General features: G+C 63.5%; 12 protein-coding genes. 8 read left to right on the forward strand and 4 right to left on the reverse strand.

Going from position 1 to position 15,282, the window contains the following annotated elements; genetic code table 11:
• Positions 1-16: 16 nt before the first annotated feature.
• The 4 genes from tssE to tssJ all read right to left on the reverse strand — a co-directional run bounded on the left by tssE (position 17) and on the right by tssJ (position 3,363).
• Positions 17-496, reverse strand: coding sequence for a type VI secretion system baseplate subunit TssE (gene tssE / locus MOV80_RS22295; protein ID WP_043594323.1), 480 nt, complete (start codon positions 494-496; stop codon positions 17-19).
• Positions 497-499: 3 nt separating this feature from the next.
• Complete coding sequence (icmH, locus tag MOV80_RS22300; protein WP_043594325.1) at positions 500-1,201, reverse strand: type IVB secretion system protein IcmH/DotU; 702 nt, start codon at positions 1,199-1,201, stop codon at positions 500-502.
• Positions 1,202-1,208: 7 nt separating this feature from the next.
• On the reverse strand, positions 1,209-2,555 hold the full coding sequence (gene tssK, locus MOV80_RS22305; RefSeq protein WP_043594327.1) for a type VI secretion system baseplate subunit TssK: 1,347 nt from the start codon (positions 2,553-2,555) through the stop codon (positions 1,209-1,211).
• 268 nt (positions 2,556-2,823) lie between these two features.
• Entirely contained in the window at positions 2,824-3,363 is a 540-nt protein-coding gene (gene tssJ, locus MOV80_RS22310; protein WP_019101085.1) for a type VI secretion system lipoprotein TssJ, read from the reverse strand.
• Between the two features lie 390 nt (positions 3,364-3,753).
• Between tssJ and MOV80_RS22315 the strand changes: the two genes are divergently transcribed.
• The 8 genes from MOV80_RS22315 (at position 3,754) to MOV80_RS22350 (ending at position 15,260) form a co-directional block, all read left to right on the forward strand.
• A complete protein-coding gene (locus MOV80_RS22315; RefSeq protein ID WP_240333850.1) occupies positions 3,754-4,410 on the forward strand; it encodes a M15 family metallopeptidase in 657 nt (218 codons plus the stop codon).
• 27 nt (positions 4,411-4,437) lie between these two features.
• Positions 4,438-8,205, forward strand: a complete 3,768-nt coding sequence (gene tssM / locus MOV80_RS22320; protein WP_019101083.1) for a type VI secretion system membrane subunit TssM — start codon at positions 4,438-4,440, stop codon at positions 8,203-8,205.
• A 13-nt stretch (positions 8,206-8,218) separates the two neighbouring features.
• Entirely contained in the window at positions 8,219-9,238 is a 1,020-nt protein-coding gene (tagF, locus tag MOV80_RS22325; protein WP_043594329.1) for a type VI secretion system-associated protein TagF, read from the forward strand.
• A gap of 81 nt (positions 9,239-9,319) precedes the next feature.
• Positions 9,320-9,832, forward strand: a complete 513-nt coding sequence (tssB, locus tag MOV80_RS22330; RefSeq protein ID WP_043594331.1) for a type VI secretion system contractile sheath small subunit — start codon at positions 9,320-9,322, stop codon at positions 9,830-9,832.
• 3 nt (positions 9,833-9,835) lie between these two features.
• Positions 9,836-11,320: a type VI secretion system contractile sheath large subunit gene (gene tssC / locus MOV80_RS22335; protein WP_081576466.1), complete on the forward strand. Its 1,485-nt coding sequence runs from the start codon at positions 9,836-9,838 to the stop codon at positions 11,318-11,320.
• Between the two features lie 113 nt (positions 11,321-11,433).
• The gene (locus MOV80_RS22340) at positions 11,434-11,931 is read left to right on the forward strand and encodes a type VI secretion system tube protein Hcp (protein ID WP_019100067.1); all 498 of its coding nucleotides are present in this window, start codon (positions 11,434-11,436) and stop codon (positions 11,929-11,931) included.
• 142 nt (positions 11,932-12,073) lie between these two features.
• Positions 12,074-12,508: an OmpA family protein gene (locus MOV80_RS22345; RefSeq protein WP_019100066.1), complete on the forward strand. Its 435-nt coding sequence runs from the start codon at positions 12,074-12,076 to the stop codon at positions 12,506-12,508.
• A 133-nt stretch (positions 12,509-12,641) separates the two neighbouring features.
• Complete coding sequence (locus tag MOV80_RS22350; RefSeq protein ID WP_249605507.1) at positions 12,642-15,260, forward strand: type VI secretion system Vgr family protein; 2,619 nt, start codon at positions 12,642-12,644, stop codon at positions 15,258-15,260.
• Positions 15,261-15,282 lie beyond the last annotated feature (22 nt).

Here is a 15,282-nt window from a genome sequence, read left to right on the forward strand (position 1 = left end):
GCGCTGTCAGGCTGGGTCAGCCTTGTACCTTGTATACGTTGGAGGAGAGTTGCAGGGTGGCGTCGAAGGTGACCGGCGGCCGGTGCGGATGTACTTTCAGCACCGCGTCGACGCGGAAGCGCAGGTGGCGCTCCATCTCGCGCGGCGCGTCCAGATTGACCCGCACGCGGGACAGGCGCGGTTCGTGCACTTCGATGGCGCGGCGCAGCTGTTCGCGCAGCAGTTCCCGGTCGTGGGGATTGAGCAGGCTGATGCCGGACAGGTCCGGGATGCCGAAGCTCAGCATGCTGTCGTGCGCTTGCGGATACATGTCGAACAGTTCCTGGAGCGGCGCGAGCCGGGTGTTCAGCAGCGCTTCCAGATCCCGCGCCAGCGAGCGCTTGATCTGCGGCAGTTCGTACAACATGGTTTCCGCGCCGTGGCTGTTGTCCGGCTGGTCGTCCAGCAGCCGGTCCAGCACCGACGGCAGGATCTGGGCGTGGCGGCTGCTGTGCATGGCTTACAGGCCGAAAATGGATTGGAGCTGGTTGGACAGCAGCCAGCGGTAGGCCACGAAGATACCGGCGCCCACCACCGCCAGCAGCGCGAAGTACAGCCACAGCGGCAGTTCATGGCGGACAAAGGCCTGGAAGCGTTGCGGCAGCTGCCAGTTGGGCGCGAACTCGGCCTTGCCGCCGCGCACTTGCTGGATTTCCTGGCCCAGCTTGTGGGTCAGATAGCCCAGCTTTTCCTGGCCTTCCAGCAGGTATTTGCCCTGGAAGCCCAGCAGCAGGCAGGTGTAGAACACTTCCAGCGGCTCGATATGGGCGGCCGGGTCCAAACGCAGCTGCTCCAGGCGGTTGAAGAAGCCTTCGCCGGCCAGGTGCTCGCCGAACAAGCGCAGTTGCAGCGGCATGCGCTCCCACTCGTCGCGGATGTCGAACTCCGAGGACAGGATGATCTCGTCCATCAGCGCGCAAAACGCGTACTTGGAGTGGTTGATGGCGTTCTGGTCCTTGCCGAAGTTGCGCGCGTTGCGCTCGTACTGGTTCAGGAACTGGTCGACGCGGCGGTTGAACTCCACCGCGCTGCTGGGGGCGTTGCCGTCCCGCAGCAGGAACAGCAGGTAGATGCCGTCTTCCAGCATTTCGCGCAGGGTGGGGGCCGAGGCGGCGGCTACGGCCAGCGGACGTTCTTGTAGGGTTGCGGCGGTTTGGTTCATGGCGGCCTCAGCGGAATACGGCGATCAGTTCAAGCGTCAGATTGGAGAGCGTCTGCGGCATATAGATGCAGATGCTGCGCGATTGCAGCATGCGGCCGAAGATCTCGCCGTGCGGTTCCAGCGCGAAATAGTGGTTGCCCACCCGCACCGGAATGGCGGACGGGGTTTGCGCCGCATGGCTGAGCGCCACGCCGCGCATCGCGGAGTTGAGGATTTTCTCCACGTCGTCCGGCGCGCCGATTTTCATCTTCAGCGGCACGCTGTCGATGATCTGGCTGGCCGGCAGCTCGCTCTGCACCGACAGGTAGTAATCGACGTTCTCCAGCAGGCGGTCGCTTTCCAGCCGGCCGATGTAGAAGGACGGCTTGGGCGAATGCAGCGGGATGATGGCGTAGCGCGAGGAGATCACGGTTTCCAGCAGTTCGCGGATCTGCGTGTCCAGCGCCGCCAGCACGGCGTGCAGGTCGTCGTGGCGATAGGCCGGGATGTCGGACAGGGTGTAATGGGTGGAGAAGGTTTGCAGCTCGCCGCAGAATTCGGCCAGCGCCAGGTACAACTCTTCCGGGTGCAGCGGGCTGGACAGCGACAGGTGGCGCAGCTTGGCGAAATTGCGGTTGACCGTGTGCAGCAGCCAGAAGGAGCTGATGTCGCTGGAGCTGTACTCCATCACGTTCTTGGCGCGTTCGCGCTGGCCGCCGGACAGCGCCTGGTTCTTGACCAGCAGGATGTCCAGCAGGCGGCGCAGCATATGGCTGACCTCGCGCGAGCCTTCCACGGTGGCCAGCGGCGGGATGAAGCCGCCGCCCAGCGCCCACTGGCCGGTGGCGTCTTTCTCTAGCCGGCACAGCGGAATGGCGTCGTAGCCGTCGCGGTTCTCTTCTTCGATCATCAGCCGCACGTCCAGCTCCAGCGTGGACAGGTCGGCGTCCAGCGCCTGGGTGTAGAGGTCGGCCACTTCCGCGCTGGCGCTTTGAAAGCGGGTGGGACGGGACATGACTTCGCCGTTGCGGGTATTGCCGCCGTAAGGCTGCATATGGGCGAGACAGGCGTAAAGCGTGGTCTTGATGCCGGCTTGCGGCAAGGTGTTCAGGTCGCGGGACAGCGGCAGCGGCGCACTGGCCGGCGCTTGGTACAGCGTGCCGTCGCGGAACAGGATGGACAGCGCGTCGATGCGGACGGTGCCGCCCTTGAGCGCCTGTTCGTCCAAGGCAATATGCTGCAGGCCCCAAGCGTGGCGCTGGCTCAGTTGCTGCCGCGCGGCGACATGCTGTTCCAGCAAGAGGGTTTGCTGCTGAAAGTGCTGCGGGCGCAGGAACATGCCTTCGCCCCAGAGCACTCGTTTGGCTTGTTGCATTACTGATACACCTTGTCTGGATACCTACGTCAATTTCAATTGCGCCTGAAAATTCATCGGCTTGTCAGCCGGGCCAGGCCGCGGTGGGCGAAGGAGCGAACGGGCTTTGAGCCACGTCATGGCCAAGACTGTCCGCATCCGGTAATAACACCCTGTTCAAACTGTGTACACGATCGCTAAAATGCGCGACATTTTGCAGCAAGAGCGCCGCCCTTGTCATGCAAAAGAGTTTGTTAATTTTCAGCGTTGCCCGGCGCCGCGGCGGGCCTCAGTTTCGGCTGGCGGCGCAGTCCGCCTTGGCGGACGCAGGCTGGCCGGGCATGGTCAAGGACTTGGGCTTGATGGCTTCCAAGTGGCAATCCGCGGCGCGGAAGCTCAGGTCTTTGCTGCGGACGGCGTCGGCGTCGTACAACAAACGCCAGAAGTGGGCGTCCGGCCGGCGGAAAAAACCGACGACGCCGATGAATTGAGCGTCTTTTTCAATGGTGACGTCTTCTAGTGTCACTTTGCCACCTGGCAAAAAGGTCAGTTCTTTACTGCTGATCAGGCTGTCGCCCAGCAGTTCTGATTCAGGCTTGCCGCTGGACAGCGCCTCCATGGTCAGACGGTTGAAAGCCTGCTGGTTTTTCAGCTGGTAGACGTGCACCACTACGGACAGCGGTTTGCCTTTAGCGTCGCGGTTTAGCGATGGGCTGCCCTCAGCTTTGATGTCGATGGTCTTGGTGCTGGAACAAGCGGTCAGAGAGGCTATGGCAATGGCGTAAAACAGGGTGCGGACCTGTTGCCAGCGGGGGCGTTTTTTCATCATGACGGCGGTTCCTAACGATTGGATTTGTGACTATCTGCTATCGAAAGTATCCCAAATTTTTGGTTTAATTGGAATGCATGCCCAGCCGCAAATTGATTTGCATACGGTTGTTAAAATTCAAGATCGGGTAGCTCAAGCTATTGATTTAAATTGTAATGTCATTTATTGTCTCGCGTCAAAATGCATTTGAACTATATATTGCCGATTCTGGTGCTTAGCATCGTTTTGCTCCTGTCTTGGCTGGGCTGGAAATTCTTCTTGGGACAGCCCCGCATCTTGGAAGGAAACCGCTCTCCAAAGCCTGTGTTGACAGGGGCGGAGGCCTTGGGCGGGCTTGTGGCCGGAAGACCTGAAAAACGAAATGAAAAGCGGGCGGTAAGCGCCGCTTTTTTGCGTCTGTCGCGCCGTGCGCCTAATGTAGCCGCGCGTTACTGGCGGGTGTGGCTGCCGGTGGTGTCGCTGCTGTTGGTGGCGCTGGCGGTGGCGATCACGCTGAAACTAAACCGTTTTCACCGCAGCCCGGAGTTCGAGGCGGCGGAATATGCTAAAGGAATAAGAATTAAGCAAACGCTGTTGGAAGAAAAACTGGTGCCTCCGCCACCGCTTCCACCTGAAGTTTTTGTCAATGTCATAGCTGAGCGGCCCAGCCTGGGACATGCGGATCGGGATTGGAGCAAGCTGAATCCCGAGTTTGTGCAGGTGGTGCTGCGGGTGATGGAAAAAATGAAGGCCAGGGGCTTCCCCATGGTGTTGCTGGAAGGCTACCGCAGCCCGGAGCGCCAGGACTCGCTGGCCGGCCAGACCACGCTGGTGACCAAGGCCAAGGGCGGACAGAGCAAGCACCAATACGGGCTGGCGGTGGACCTGGCGCCCATCCGCGAAGGCAAGGTAGTGATATCGGAACGCGATCCCTGGGCGATGCAGGCTTACAACGCGCTGGGGGAAGAGGCGACGGCGGCCGGCCTGACTTGGGGCGGCAACTGGAGTTTCAAGGATTTCGGACATATCGAGCGCTCAGGCTCGCTGAAATCCCTGCTCAAAAAATAACGGTTTTCAAGAAGGTGGTGGGTGTTTATGAAAGGTTGGCTGCGTCACGCCAAAGTGGCTTCGGCAATCGGGTTCCTGATCCTGATCGCTTTGATCTGGTTCCTGGGACCGTGGTTGGGCCTGGAGTCGCTGGAAGCCCGTTTGGGCTGGATTATCGGCGTCATGTTGTTATGGGTGCTGACCCTGCTGGTGGGCCAGGTCTTGGCGCGCCGCGCCGGCGGTCTGCTGGAGCGCATGCTGCGCAAGCAGGCGGACGAGGCGGTGATCAACGCCAGCTCCGACAAGCGCGCCGAGGTCACCCTGCTGCGCCAGCGGCTGCTGGGCGCCATCGACACTCTGAAGAAATCCAAGCTGGGCAGCGCCAGCGGCAGCGCCGCGCTGTACGAGCTGCCCTGGTACATGATCATCGGCCATCCGGCGGCGGGCAAGAGCTCGGCCATCCTGCAATCCGGTCTGACCTTCCCGTTCAGCGACAAGAGCGGCATCCAGGGTGTGGGCGGCACTCGCAACTGCGACTGGTTCTTCTCCACCGAGGGCGTGCTGTTGGACACCGCCGGCCGCTACGCGACTCAGAGCGAAGACCGGGTGGAGTGGCTGGAATTCCTCAAGCTGCTGAAAAAGCACCGCGCCAAGGCGCCGGTCAACGGCATCCTGATCGCCATCAGCCTGCCGGAACTGGCGCAGCACCATAGCGAAGGCTTTACCCTGTACGCGCGCCAGATCCGCGAGCGCATCCACGAGGTGTGCAACACCTTCGGCCTCTTGGTGCCCATCTATCTGGTGTTCACCAAGCTGGACCTCTTGGGCGGTTTCGCCCAGTTCTTCCAGGATGCCAGCGACGAAGACCGCGCCAGAGTCTGGGGCGCGACGCTGAGCGCGGACCAGGGCACCGGCTTCGACGTGGCCAATGTGACCGGCCAGCAGTTCGAACTGCTGTACCGCGGCCTGGTGCAGGCCGGCGAGGAAAAGCTGATCCAGTACCGCGGCGATCAGGTCAAGCCGGCGCACTTCGCTTTCCCGATCGAATTCCACGGCCTGAAAGAGGCGGTGGTCAAGTTCGTCAAGCTGCTGCACGAAGAAGACCCCTATCACGCGCGGCCTCTGCTGCGCGGTTTCTATTTCACCAGCGCGCTGCAAGAGGGCGTGCCGCGCATCGTGGCCGCCAACCGCGTGCAAGGCCAGTTCGACCTGAGCCAGGGCGGTCAGGAGATGAAGCAGGCGCCGGCGTCCTACAGCTACTTCCTGCGCAATCTGTTCCGCGACGTGCTGTTCCAGGATCAACATCTGATTTCGCGGCAGACCAAGCCCAGCGGCAGCCGCTGGCGTTTGTTCGGCATGGCCGCCGGGGTGTTGTCGCTGGCCGCGCTGGCCAGCTTCTGGACCTGGTCCTTCATCGGCAACCAGCACCTGCTGGACGAGGTGAAGGCCGAGCGCGCGCAGGCGCAAAAGCTGGCCGCCAGCGGCCAGCTGTACGACAAGCTGCGCTCGCTGCAGATCTTGCAGAAGCGTCTGGAAGAGTTGCAGTCCTACCGCAAGAACGGCGCGCCGTGGCAAGTGGGCCTGGGCCTGTACCAGGGCAAGGAGCTGGAGCCGCAACTGCGCCGCGAATATTTCGCCGGTCTGAAGGAAGTGATGCTGCGCCCGGTGCAGCGCAATCTGGAAACCACGCTGGTGGCGCTGAAGCCGGAGCCGCCGGCTCCGACGCCCGCCCCGGTGGTGAGCGAACCGCCCAAGCCGGCGGCGCCGGCGCCCGCGCCGTTCAAGCCCAAGCCTAAAAAGCACGCGCCGCGCGGCGGTCTGCCCAATATCAAGCTGAGCGCGCTGGACTGGCCGCAACGCGCCACCACCGCCAAGCTGGTGGCCTCCGCCGCGCAAGGCGAGGCGGCAGCCGCTCCGCAGCGCAACCCGCAGCAGCTGGACGCCAGCTACAACGCGCTGAAAACCTATCTGATGCTGCACGAACAGAAGCGCATGGACGAGGCGCATCTGATCGACCAGCTGCCGCGCTACTGGCGGCCTTATCTGGAAAGCCAGCGCGGCCAGTACTCGGTGGAAGAAGTGATGGCGGTGGCCGAGAAGCTGGTGGCCTTCTACGTCAGCCAGATCAAGGAAGCGGACCTGCCGCTGATCGACAACAACGCCAAGGTGGTGGGCGAGGCGCGCGACGTGCTGCGCGGCTCCTTCAAGCGCCTGTCCGCGCAAGAGCGGGTGTTCAATGAAATCAAGGCGCGCGCCAACACCCGTTTCGCGCCGCTGACCGTGGCGCGGATTCTGGACAACCGGGATCTGGACGTGATGGCCGGCAGCCAGATGGTGGAGGGCGCCTACACCCGCGAAGCCTGGAACGGCTACGTCAAAGCCGCGATCGACGAAGCCAGCAAGGGCGAAATCCGCAGCGACGACTGGGTGCTGGCCTCGTCCACTCAGGACAATCTGGGCCGGGACGGCGACGTGGAGAAAAACCGCGCCGCGCTGGAAACCCTGTACCGCGGCCAATACGCCGCCGCCTGGAAGAAATTCCTGATCGGCGTCACCACCCGCGACTTCACCAATCCGGCCCAGTCCGCGTCCGCGATGGCGCGGCTGTCCGACAAGCAAAGCTCGCCGATCAAGCTGGTGCTGGCGCGCGCGGCGATGGAAACCGCCTGGGACAACCCGTCGGAGCTGAACCGCTCGCTGGAAAACGCCAAGCAGTCGATGCTGGAAAAAACCGCTGAATTCCTCAAGGGCGGCAGCGCGCCGGCCCAGGCGGATAAGGCCAAACTGTACGGCGAAGTGGGCCGTCAGTTCGCCGGCGTGGCGCAACTGGTCAAGGGCGACAACCCGCCGATCAACGCCTACCTGGACCAATTGGCCAAGCTGAAAGCCAAGCTGGCGGCGATCTCCAGCACCGACGAACCCGGCCCGCAAGCCCGCGCCGCCTTGCAGGCGACCCTGGGCGGTTCCGGTTCCGAGCTGGGCGACACCGCCTCCTTCGTCGACAACACTCTGCTGAGCCAGGTCACGCCGGAAACCGGCGAGATGGTGCGTCCGATGCTGGTACGCCCGCTGACCCAGTCCTACAACGCCCTGCTGGGGCCGGTGGCCAACGACATCAACCAGGCCTGGGTCAATGAAGTGTTGCCGCAGTGGAAGCAGCTGGCCGGCAAATACCCGTTCGCGGACTCCAGCAATAGCGCCTCGGTGGCGGAGATCAGCCGCTTCGTCAAAGCCAACGACGGCACGCTGGACAAATTCATCAACAAATACCTGAACGGCCTGGTGCAGAAGAAGGGCGACCAATTGGTGCCGCGCGCCTGGGGCAATATGGGGGTCAAGTTCAACCCGGCCTTCCTGTCCAGCGTCAGCAGCCTGTCCGCGCTGGCCAACGCCCAGTTGCAGGACGGCGAGAACACCCGTTTCGAACTGCAGCCGACGCCGACGCCGGGCCTGTCCGAAATCGTGTTCGAGGTGGACGGCCAGGAATTGCGCTACCGCAACGGCCCGCAGGCCTGGCAGCCGTTCACCTGGCCGGGCAACGGCCAGAACGCCGGCGCCCGCATCCAGGTGGTGTCCTACAGCGGCGCCAGCAGCGTGGTGGGCAATCAGCCGGGCCGCATGGGCCTGATGCGCTTGCTGTCCAGCGCCAAGGTCAGCCAGGACAGCCCGGACTCCGCCCAGCTCACCTGGAACCTGCGCAAGCCCGACGGCGAGGCGCAGACGGTGAAATTCAATTTCCGCATGGTTGGCGGCGTCAATCCGCTGCAACTGAACAAGCTTTACAAGCTGACCTTGCCTGAGCGCGTGACGCTATAAGGGAGACACAGTCATGGCGTTCAATTTCAAGCGGGCGCAGGAAACGCCCCCGCAATTCTGCATTTTCGGCAAATTGCCGCGTCGCGGCGACTTCGTCCGCGTCAACGCCACCCACCCGGCGGCCACCCAGCTGGACCAGCTGCTGGCGCAAAGCCTGGGCGGGCTGGAAGCCGGGCCGGAAGCGGTGGAGCGCTACCGCGCGATGCCGGGCACCAGCTTTGTGCTGCGCAGCCGGGACCAGATGTGGCTGTCGCTGGGCGTGATGCAGCCCAGCCGCGATGAAAGCGGCCGCAATTACCCCTTGGTGGCGGCCTCGCTGATGCCTTGCGACGCGGCCTTGCCGCCGCTGTCCGTGCTGATGCTGGCCAACGAGCTGTTCTTCTCCGGCCTGAAGGAGCAATTGAGCAGCGCCATCGACAACGCGGTGGAAATGCTGGCCTGCCGCCAGTTCCTGGAAGAGCAATCGCTGTTCGGCATCTCCTCGGTGGCGGACCTGGAACTGGCGCAGCAACTGCTGGAGCGGCATCTGAGCGTGACCCCGGCCTCCCATCTGGGCCGGCTGCTAAGCGGCCGGGGCCTGCCGGATCTGGAAACGGTGTTGCTGGCCTTCACCTTCCACCACCAGCTGTTGCGCAAGTTCCAGGGCAGCCTGACGGCGCAGACCTATCTGCTGCCGCTGCCGGACAGCGACGGCGAAGACATGTTGGCCGCGGCCACTTGGCTGTCGCTGTACCAGGCGGCCACCGCCGGCCAGGCCGGCCAAGCGGAGCAATGCCTGCTGATTCAGCGGCCGGAAGGACGTTTCCTGGCGCTGCTGCCGGGGGACTTGAACGAGCAGATCGTCGCGCAGTGCTGGGGCGGGCAGCTGGACGCCCGTTTCATCGTAGACGTGGCAGAGCCGCAGGCGCCGTGGCGTAGCCACCAGGCCTATGCCGAAGCGGCCTACATCCTGGGGCGGAGGCTGAACGATCCGTCCATTTCGGTGGCGCAGCTGCGCGAGGTGGCGTCCAGCCTGTCGCGCAGCGTGGCCTGAGTAGTGGCGTAACACCGGAACGGCCGGCCATTCGCGCAGGCCGCTCCCATCAGAGCTTTGTGAACTTGAGAGAGAACCATCATGGCCAAAGAAAGCACACAGAAAAAACTGTCGCGGGTACGCCCGCCGCGCGTGCAGATCACTTACGACGTTGAAATCGGCGACGCCATCGAAACCAAGGAGCTGCCCTTCGTGCTGGGCGTGCTGGGCGATTACTCCGGCCACAGCAAGGAACCGCTGCCCAAGATGAAGGAACGCAAGTTCGTTCAGATCGACCGCGACAACTTCGACGAAGTGCTCAAGGGCATGGCGCCGCGTCTGGCCATCAAGGTGGACAACAAGCTGAAGGACGACGGCAGCCAGCTGGCGATGGAACTGAACTTCGAAGAACTGGCGGATTTCGAGCCGCAGAACGTGGTGGGTCAGGTCGAGCCGCTGAAAAAGCTGCTGGACGCGCGCAAGCGCCTGGCCGACCTGCGCAACAAGATGGCGGGCAACGACAAGCTGGAAGAACTGTTGGACGAAGTGGTGCGCGATACCGAAAAGCTGAAGGCGATCAGCCAGGCCGCGCATCCGGACAAAGCGGGAGAGTGATAGATGAGCGCAGAACAACAACTTGAGGCCGGCGCGGCCGCAGCGCCGGCGGCCGCCGGCAGCCTGCTCGACTCCATCATCGAGCAAAGCCGCGTCGCCACCAACGACAACGAGAAGGGCCACACCCGCGATCTGATCGGCGAACTGGTCGACCAGGTGCTGGAAGGCAGCGTCAGCGTATCGCGCGACCTCTCCGCCAGCATCGACGCGCGCATCGCCGAGATCGACGCGCTGATCTCCTCCCAGCTGAACGAGATCATGCACCACAACGACTTCCAGAAGCTGGAAGCCTCCTGGCGCGGCCTCAAATACCTGGTGATGGAGTCCGAAACCAGCACCATGCTCAAGATCAAGGTGCTCAACGCCTCCAAGAAAGACCTGGTCAAGGACTTCAAGGCGGCGCCGGAATTCGACCAGAGCGCCTTGTTCAAGAAAATCTACGAAGAAGAATACGGCACCTTCGGCGGCGCGCCTTACGCCGGCCTGGTGGGCGATTACGAATTCACCCGCCACCCGGAAGACTTCTACCTGCTGGACGAGCTGTCCCACGTGGCCGCCTCCGCGCACGCGCCGCTGATCACCGCCGCCGCCTCCGGCCTGTTCGGCCTGGAAAGTTTCACCGACGTGGGCAAGCCGCGCGATCTGGCCAAGATCTTCGACACCGTCGAATACGCCAAGTGGAAATCCTTCCGCGAATCCGAAGACTCCCGCTACGTCGGCCTGGTGTTGCCGCACGTGCTGGGCCGTCTGCCTTACGGCCGCGACAACGTGCCGGTGGAGGAATTCGACTTCGAGGAAAACGTGGACGGCAGCACCCACGAAAAATACCTGTGGACCAACGCCTCTTACGCCTACGCTGCGCGTCTGACCTCCGCCTTCGCCCAATACGGCTGGCTGGCGGCCATCCGCGGCGTGGAAGGCGGCGGCCTGGTGGAAGGCCTGCCGGCCCACACCTTCAAGACCGACGACGGCGAAGTGGCGCTCAAGTGCCCCACCGAAGTGGCGATCACCGACCGCACCGAAAAACTGCTGTCCGACTTGGGCTTTATCTCGTTGGTGCACTGCAAGAACACCGACTACGCGGCCTTCTTCGGCGGCCAATCGGCGCAGAAGGCCAAGACCTACAACACCGACTCGGCCAACGCCAACGCGCGCCTGTCCACCCAGCTGCCCTACATCTTCGCGGTGTCGCGCATCGCGCATTACATGAAATCCATCATGCGCGACAAGATCGGCAGCTTCGCCTCGCGCCAGAACGTGCAGGACTTCCTGAATACCTGGCTGGCGCAATACGTGCTGCTGGACGACTCCGCCAGCCAGGAAGCCAAAGCCAAATACCCGCTGCGCGAAGCGCGCGTCGACGTGGTGGAAGTGCCGGGCAAACCGGGTGTCTATCGCGCCGCCGCCTTCTTGCGGCCGCATTTCCAGCTGGATGAACTGACCATTTCCCTGCGTCTAGTGGCGGAACTGCCGCAACCGGCGGGTTAAAGCTGGAGAGTCCGCGTTTGCCCGCCGCGTTCCGGCGCGGCGGCGGAGGCGGGCGTCTTTTGGAATGGGAGGGAGCGCCCTCCGATTTTTGACCTTTGTTTAAGGAGAAGTAAATGGCTTTTGATGCATTCCTGAAAATTGACGGTATTCCTGGCGAAAGCAGCGACGAGAAGCACGCCGACTGGATCGAGATCCAATCCTTTGCCCACAAGCTGGAACAGCCGGCGCAAGCCACCGCCAGCTCCGCCGGCGGCGCCACCGCCGAGCGCGTGAACCACGGTGCTTACGAAATCACCCACTTCCTGGACAAAGCCAGCCCGAAGATTTACGAAGCCTGCTGCAAGGGCCAGCACATCAAGGAAATCACCATCGAACTGTGCCGTGCCGGTGGCGACAAGGTGAAGTACATGGAGATCAAGATGGAACAAGTCCTGATCGCCAAGGTTGAGCCGCACGGCTCCGCCAACGACAGCGGCTTCCCCAGCGAAAAAGTGAGCTTCACTTACGGCAAGATCAAGTGGACCTACACCCAGCAGAAACGCGAAGGCGGCGGCACCAGCGGCAACGTCAGCTCCGGTTGGGACCTGACCGCCAACAAGGCGATCGCCTAATTCCCTAGCGGTGCTGTAAAGCTGACCCGCCCGTCTTTCGGGCGGGTTTTAGGCATCCGGGAAACTGCCGCGCGCCGGCCCGGCACAGCGGTTTCCCGGCTGTTCTTTGCCCATGTTTAAAGTCAATCCGGGAAGTAATGCTATGAAACGTTTGCTGATGGTCGCCGCGCTCGCCTTGTCGCTGGTGGGCTGCAAGACCAATCCTAACGCTCAACAAGCCTCCAACGACCCCGCCGTGATCAAGGCGGCGGAAGAAAAGGCCGCGCTGGACAAGGCCGTGGCCGCCAATATGGCCATAGACCCCAACCTGATCCCGTTTGAAAAAATGAGCCCCAAACTGTCCCCGGTGGGCGAGGCTCAATTGCAATTGCTGCTGCCCAAGCTCAAGACCGCCAAATCCATCCTGGTGCGCGGCCACTGCTACCGCGGCGACATCGGCAACGCCCGCGCCGCCGCGCAAACCCGCGCCATCGCCGTCAAGCAGTTCCTGACCGATGCCGGCGTGCCGGCCAATAAAATCACCGTGCGTTACGACACCGAGCGCCAGCTGCACGCGGTGCGTCTGATCGCCAACTGAATTCCGGCGCCTGGCCGCTCCGCGTCAGCGGGCGGCCGGGCGTTTTCGGGTGTTTAAGCAAACCCGGTGTGGCAGCGCGGGGTTTGCTTAAGGACTCGCCAATTGCGCAGTCGATTTGAATTAGGTTAACGCCATGGACCTCAGCACCCTGCTCGCCAGCTTCGCCTCCGCCTTCAACCAAGACCAGCGCCTGCTCACCCTCAGCCTGGGCGACGGCAGCGTGGCGGCCGAGCAACTGCTGCCCCTCAGCCTGGCCGGCGAGGAAGGCGTATCCCGGCCTTACGCCTACCAACTCACCTGTCTGTCTCCGGACGGCGCGATCGAACTCAAGACCCTGCTCGGCTTGCCGGCCCGCATCGGCATCCTCGACGCCGCCGGCGCGGAGTCCTTGCGTTGCGGCGTGGTGTCCAAAGTGGAGAGCCTGGGATCCGACGGCGGTTTCAGCCGTTATCAGCTCACCATCGAGCCGCCGTTCGCGCTGCTGCGGCATCGCGTCAGCTCGCGGGTGTTCCAGGACCTGTCGGTGCCGGACATCGTCAAACAGATACTGGCCGAGCATCAGCAGGCCAATCCGGTGTTCGCCCGGGTGCAGACGCTGGACTTCAAGACCGGCATGGCGTCCCCGCGCAGCTATTGCCTGCAATACCGAGAATCCGATTACGACTTCATCGTGAGGCTGTTGCACGAAGAGGGCTATGCCTGGCGCTTCGATCACCTCGATGGCGAGGTACCACAAGTGCAGTTGGTCGCCTTCGACGACCCCTATAGCCTGCCGCCGGCTACGGTCGAGCGCGTGCGTTTCCACCGCAGCGACGCCACCGAGGCCGAGGACGGCCTGACCGAGTGGAACGCCCAACGCCAGATCGTCCCCGGCGCGGTGGCGCTGGCCAGCTTCGACTACCAGCCCGTCAGCACCCAGCACAGCGGCGACGACAGCCGCATCGACCAGGGCCAGAACGGCAAGGCGCTGCAATCGTCGCTGCACGACTACGACCCGCAGTCGCTGTACTACGCCGGCGACGCCGACCAGCTCAGCCACTACGCCCAGCTGCGCCAGCAGGCGCATGACCTGAACGCCAAGCAATTCAGCGGCGGCGGCAGCGTGCGCGGCCTGGCCGCCGGCCAGTGGTTCCGCCTGGACGAGCACCCGGCCCACGACGGCGACAGCAGCGAACAGCGCGAATTCGTCGTTACCCGTCAAAGCTTAAGCGCGCGCAACAACCTGCCGGCTGATCTCAAAGCGCTAGCAAAAGAAGGGGAAGCCCAACCCTTCCGCGCCGATTTCGACGCCCAGCGCCGCGGCGTGCCGCTGACCCCGACCTATGCCCACACCGAACTGGCCAAGCCCAAGTCTCGTGGCGTGCAGACCGCCACCGTGGTGGGCCCCCAGGGCGAAGAGGTCCACACCGACCAGCACGGCCGCATCAAAGTGCAATTCCACTGGCAACGGCCGGACGAACACCCGAGCATCGGCGCCAACCTGGACGACACATCCTCCTGCTGGCTGCGCGTGGTGATGCCCAGCGCCGGCGCCGGCTGGGGCCACCAATTCATCCCGCGCATCGGCCAGGAAGTGTTGGTCGACTTCATCGAAGGCGACATCGACCGCCCGGTGATCACCGGCGTGCTCTACAACGGCAGCCACCCGACGCCGGACTTCAGCGGCGCCGGCGCGCTGCCGGCGAATAAAACTCTGTCCGGCATCAAATCCAAGGAACACCAGGGCGGCCAGTACAACGAACTGCTGTTCGACGACACCCCGGGCGAGGTACGCGCCAAGCTATCGAGCGAACCCGGCAAGACCCAGCTTAACCAGGGCTTCCTGACCCACCCGCGCAGCAACGGCAAGGCCGAAGCGCGCGGCGACGGCTTCGAACTCAGAACCGACAGCCACGGCGCCATCCGCGCCGGCCACGGCCTGCTGCTGAGCACCGAAGCGCAGAACGGTGCGTCCGGCAAGCAACTGGCGCGCGAACAGGCGCAAAGCCAACTGGACGCGGCGCTGGGCCTGAGCCAGAGCCTGGGCGAAACCGCCACCGGCCAGCAGGCCGACACCATGGAAACCGGGCCGGAGGAAATCGGTCCGGACAACGCCAAGGCCGCCAAGAAAACCGAAGGCCACCTGCAACACCAGGCCGCCGCGCTGAAAGCCTGGGAAGCCGGCTCCAACACCGACAAGGACGGCAAGACCGCAAAAGACCAAGCCGGCCAACAGCCGCTGATCGTGCTGTCCGCGCCGGCCGGCATCGCCAGTCTGAGCCAGCAAAGCCAGACCGTGGCGGCCGGCACCAACCTGGACCTGGTGGCGCAGCGCGACACTAATCAAACCTCGGGCCGGCGCTGGCTCCATAACGTGGGCCAGCACATCAGCCTGTTCGTCACCGGGGTCAAAGACCAGATCGCACTGAAGCTGATCGCCGCCAAGGGCAAGATCCAGGTGCAGGCGCAGGGCGACAGCATTGAAGTCACCGGCGACCAGGACGTCAAGATCACCGCCATCAAGGGCCAGCAGCTGTGGAACGGCAAGAAGGAGATTCTGCTGACCAGCGGCGGCGCTTATGTGCGGATCAAGGACGGCAAGATAGAGCTGCATGCGCCGGGCACCGTCAGCTTCAAGGGCGGAAGCCACGATTGGAGCGGGCCGGCCAGCACCAGTCTGCCCACCCCTTCGTTCAAACCTCCGCAACCCTGCAACTACCAGGCCGCGGACGCCGCGCACGCCGGCGCGGCGAGCGCGCCGTATCCGGATTGAGCGTTGCGGCCAGGATGAGAGA

Source organism: Chromobacterium sp. IRSSSOUMB001, from assembly GCF_023507765.1.
Classification (GTDB): Bacteria; Pseudomonadota; Gammaproteobacteria; order Burkholderiales; family Chromobacteriaceae; genus Chromobacterium; species Chromobacterium haemolyticum.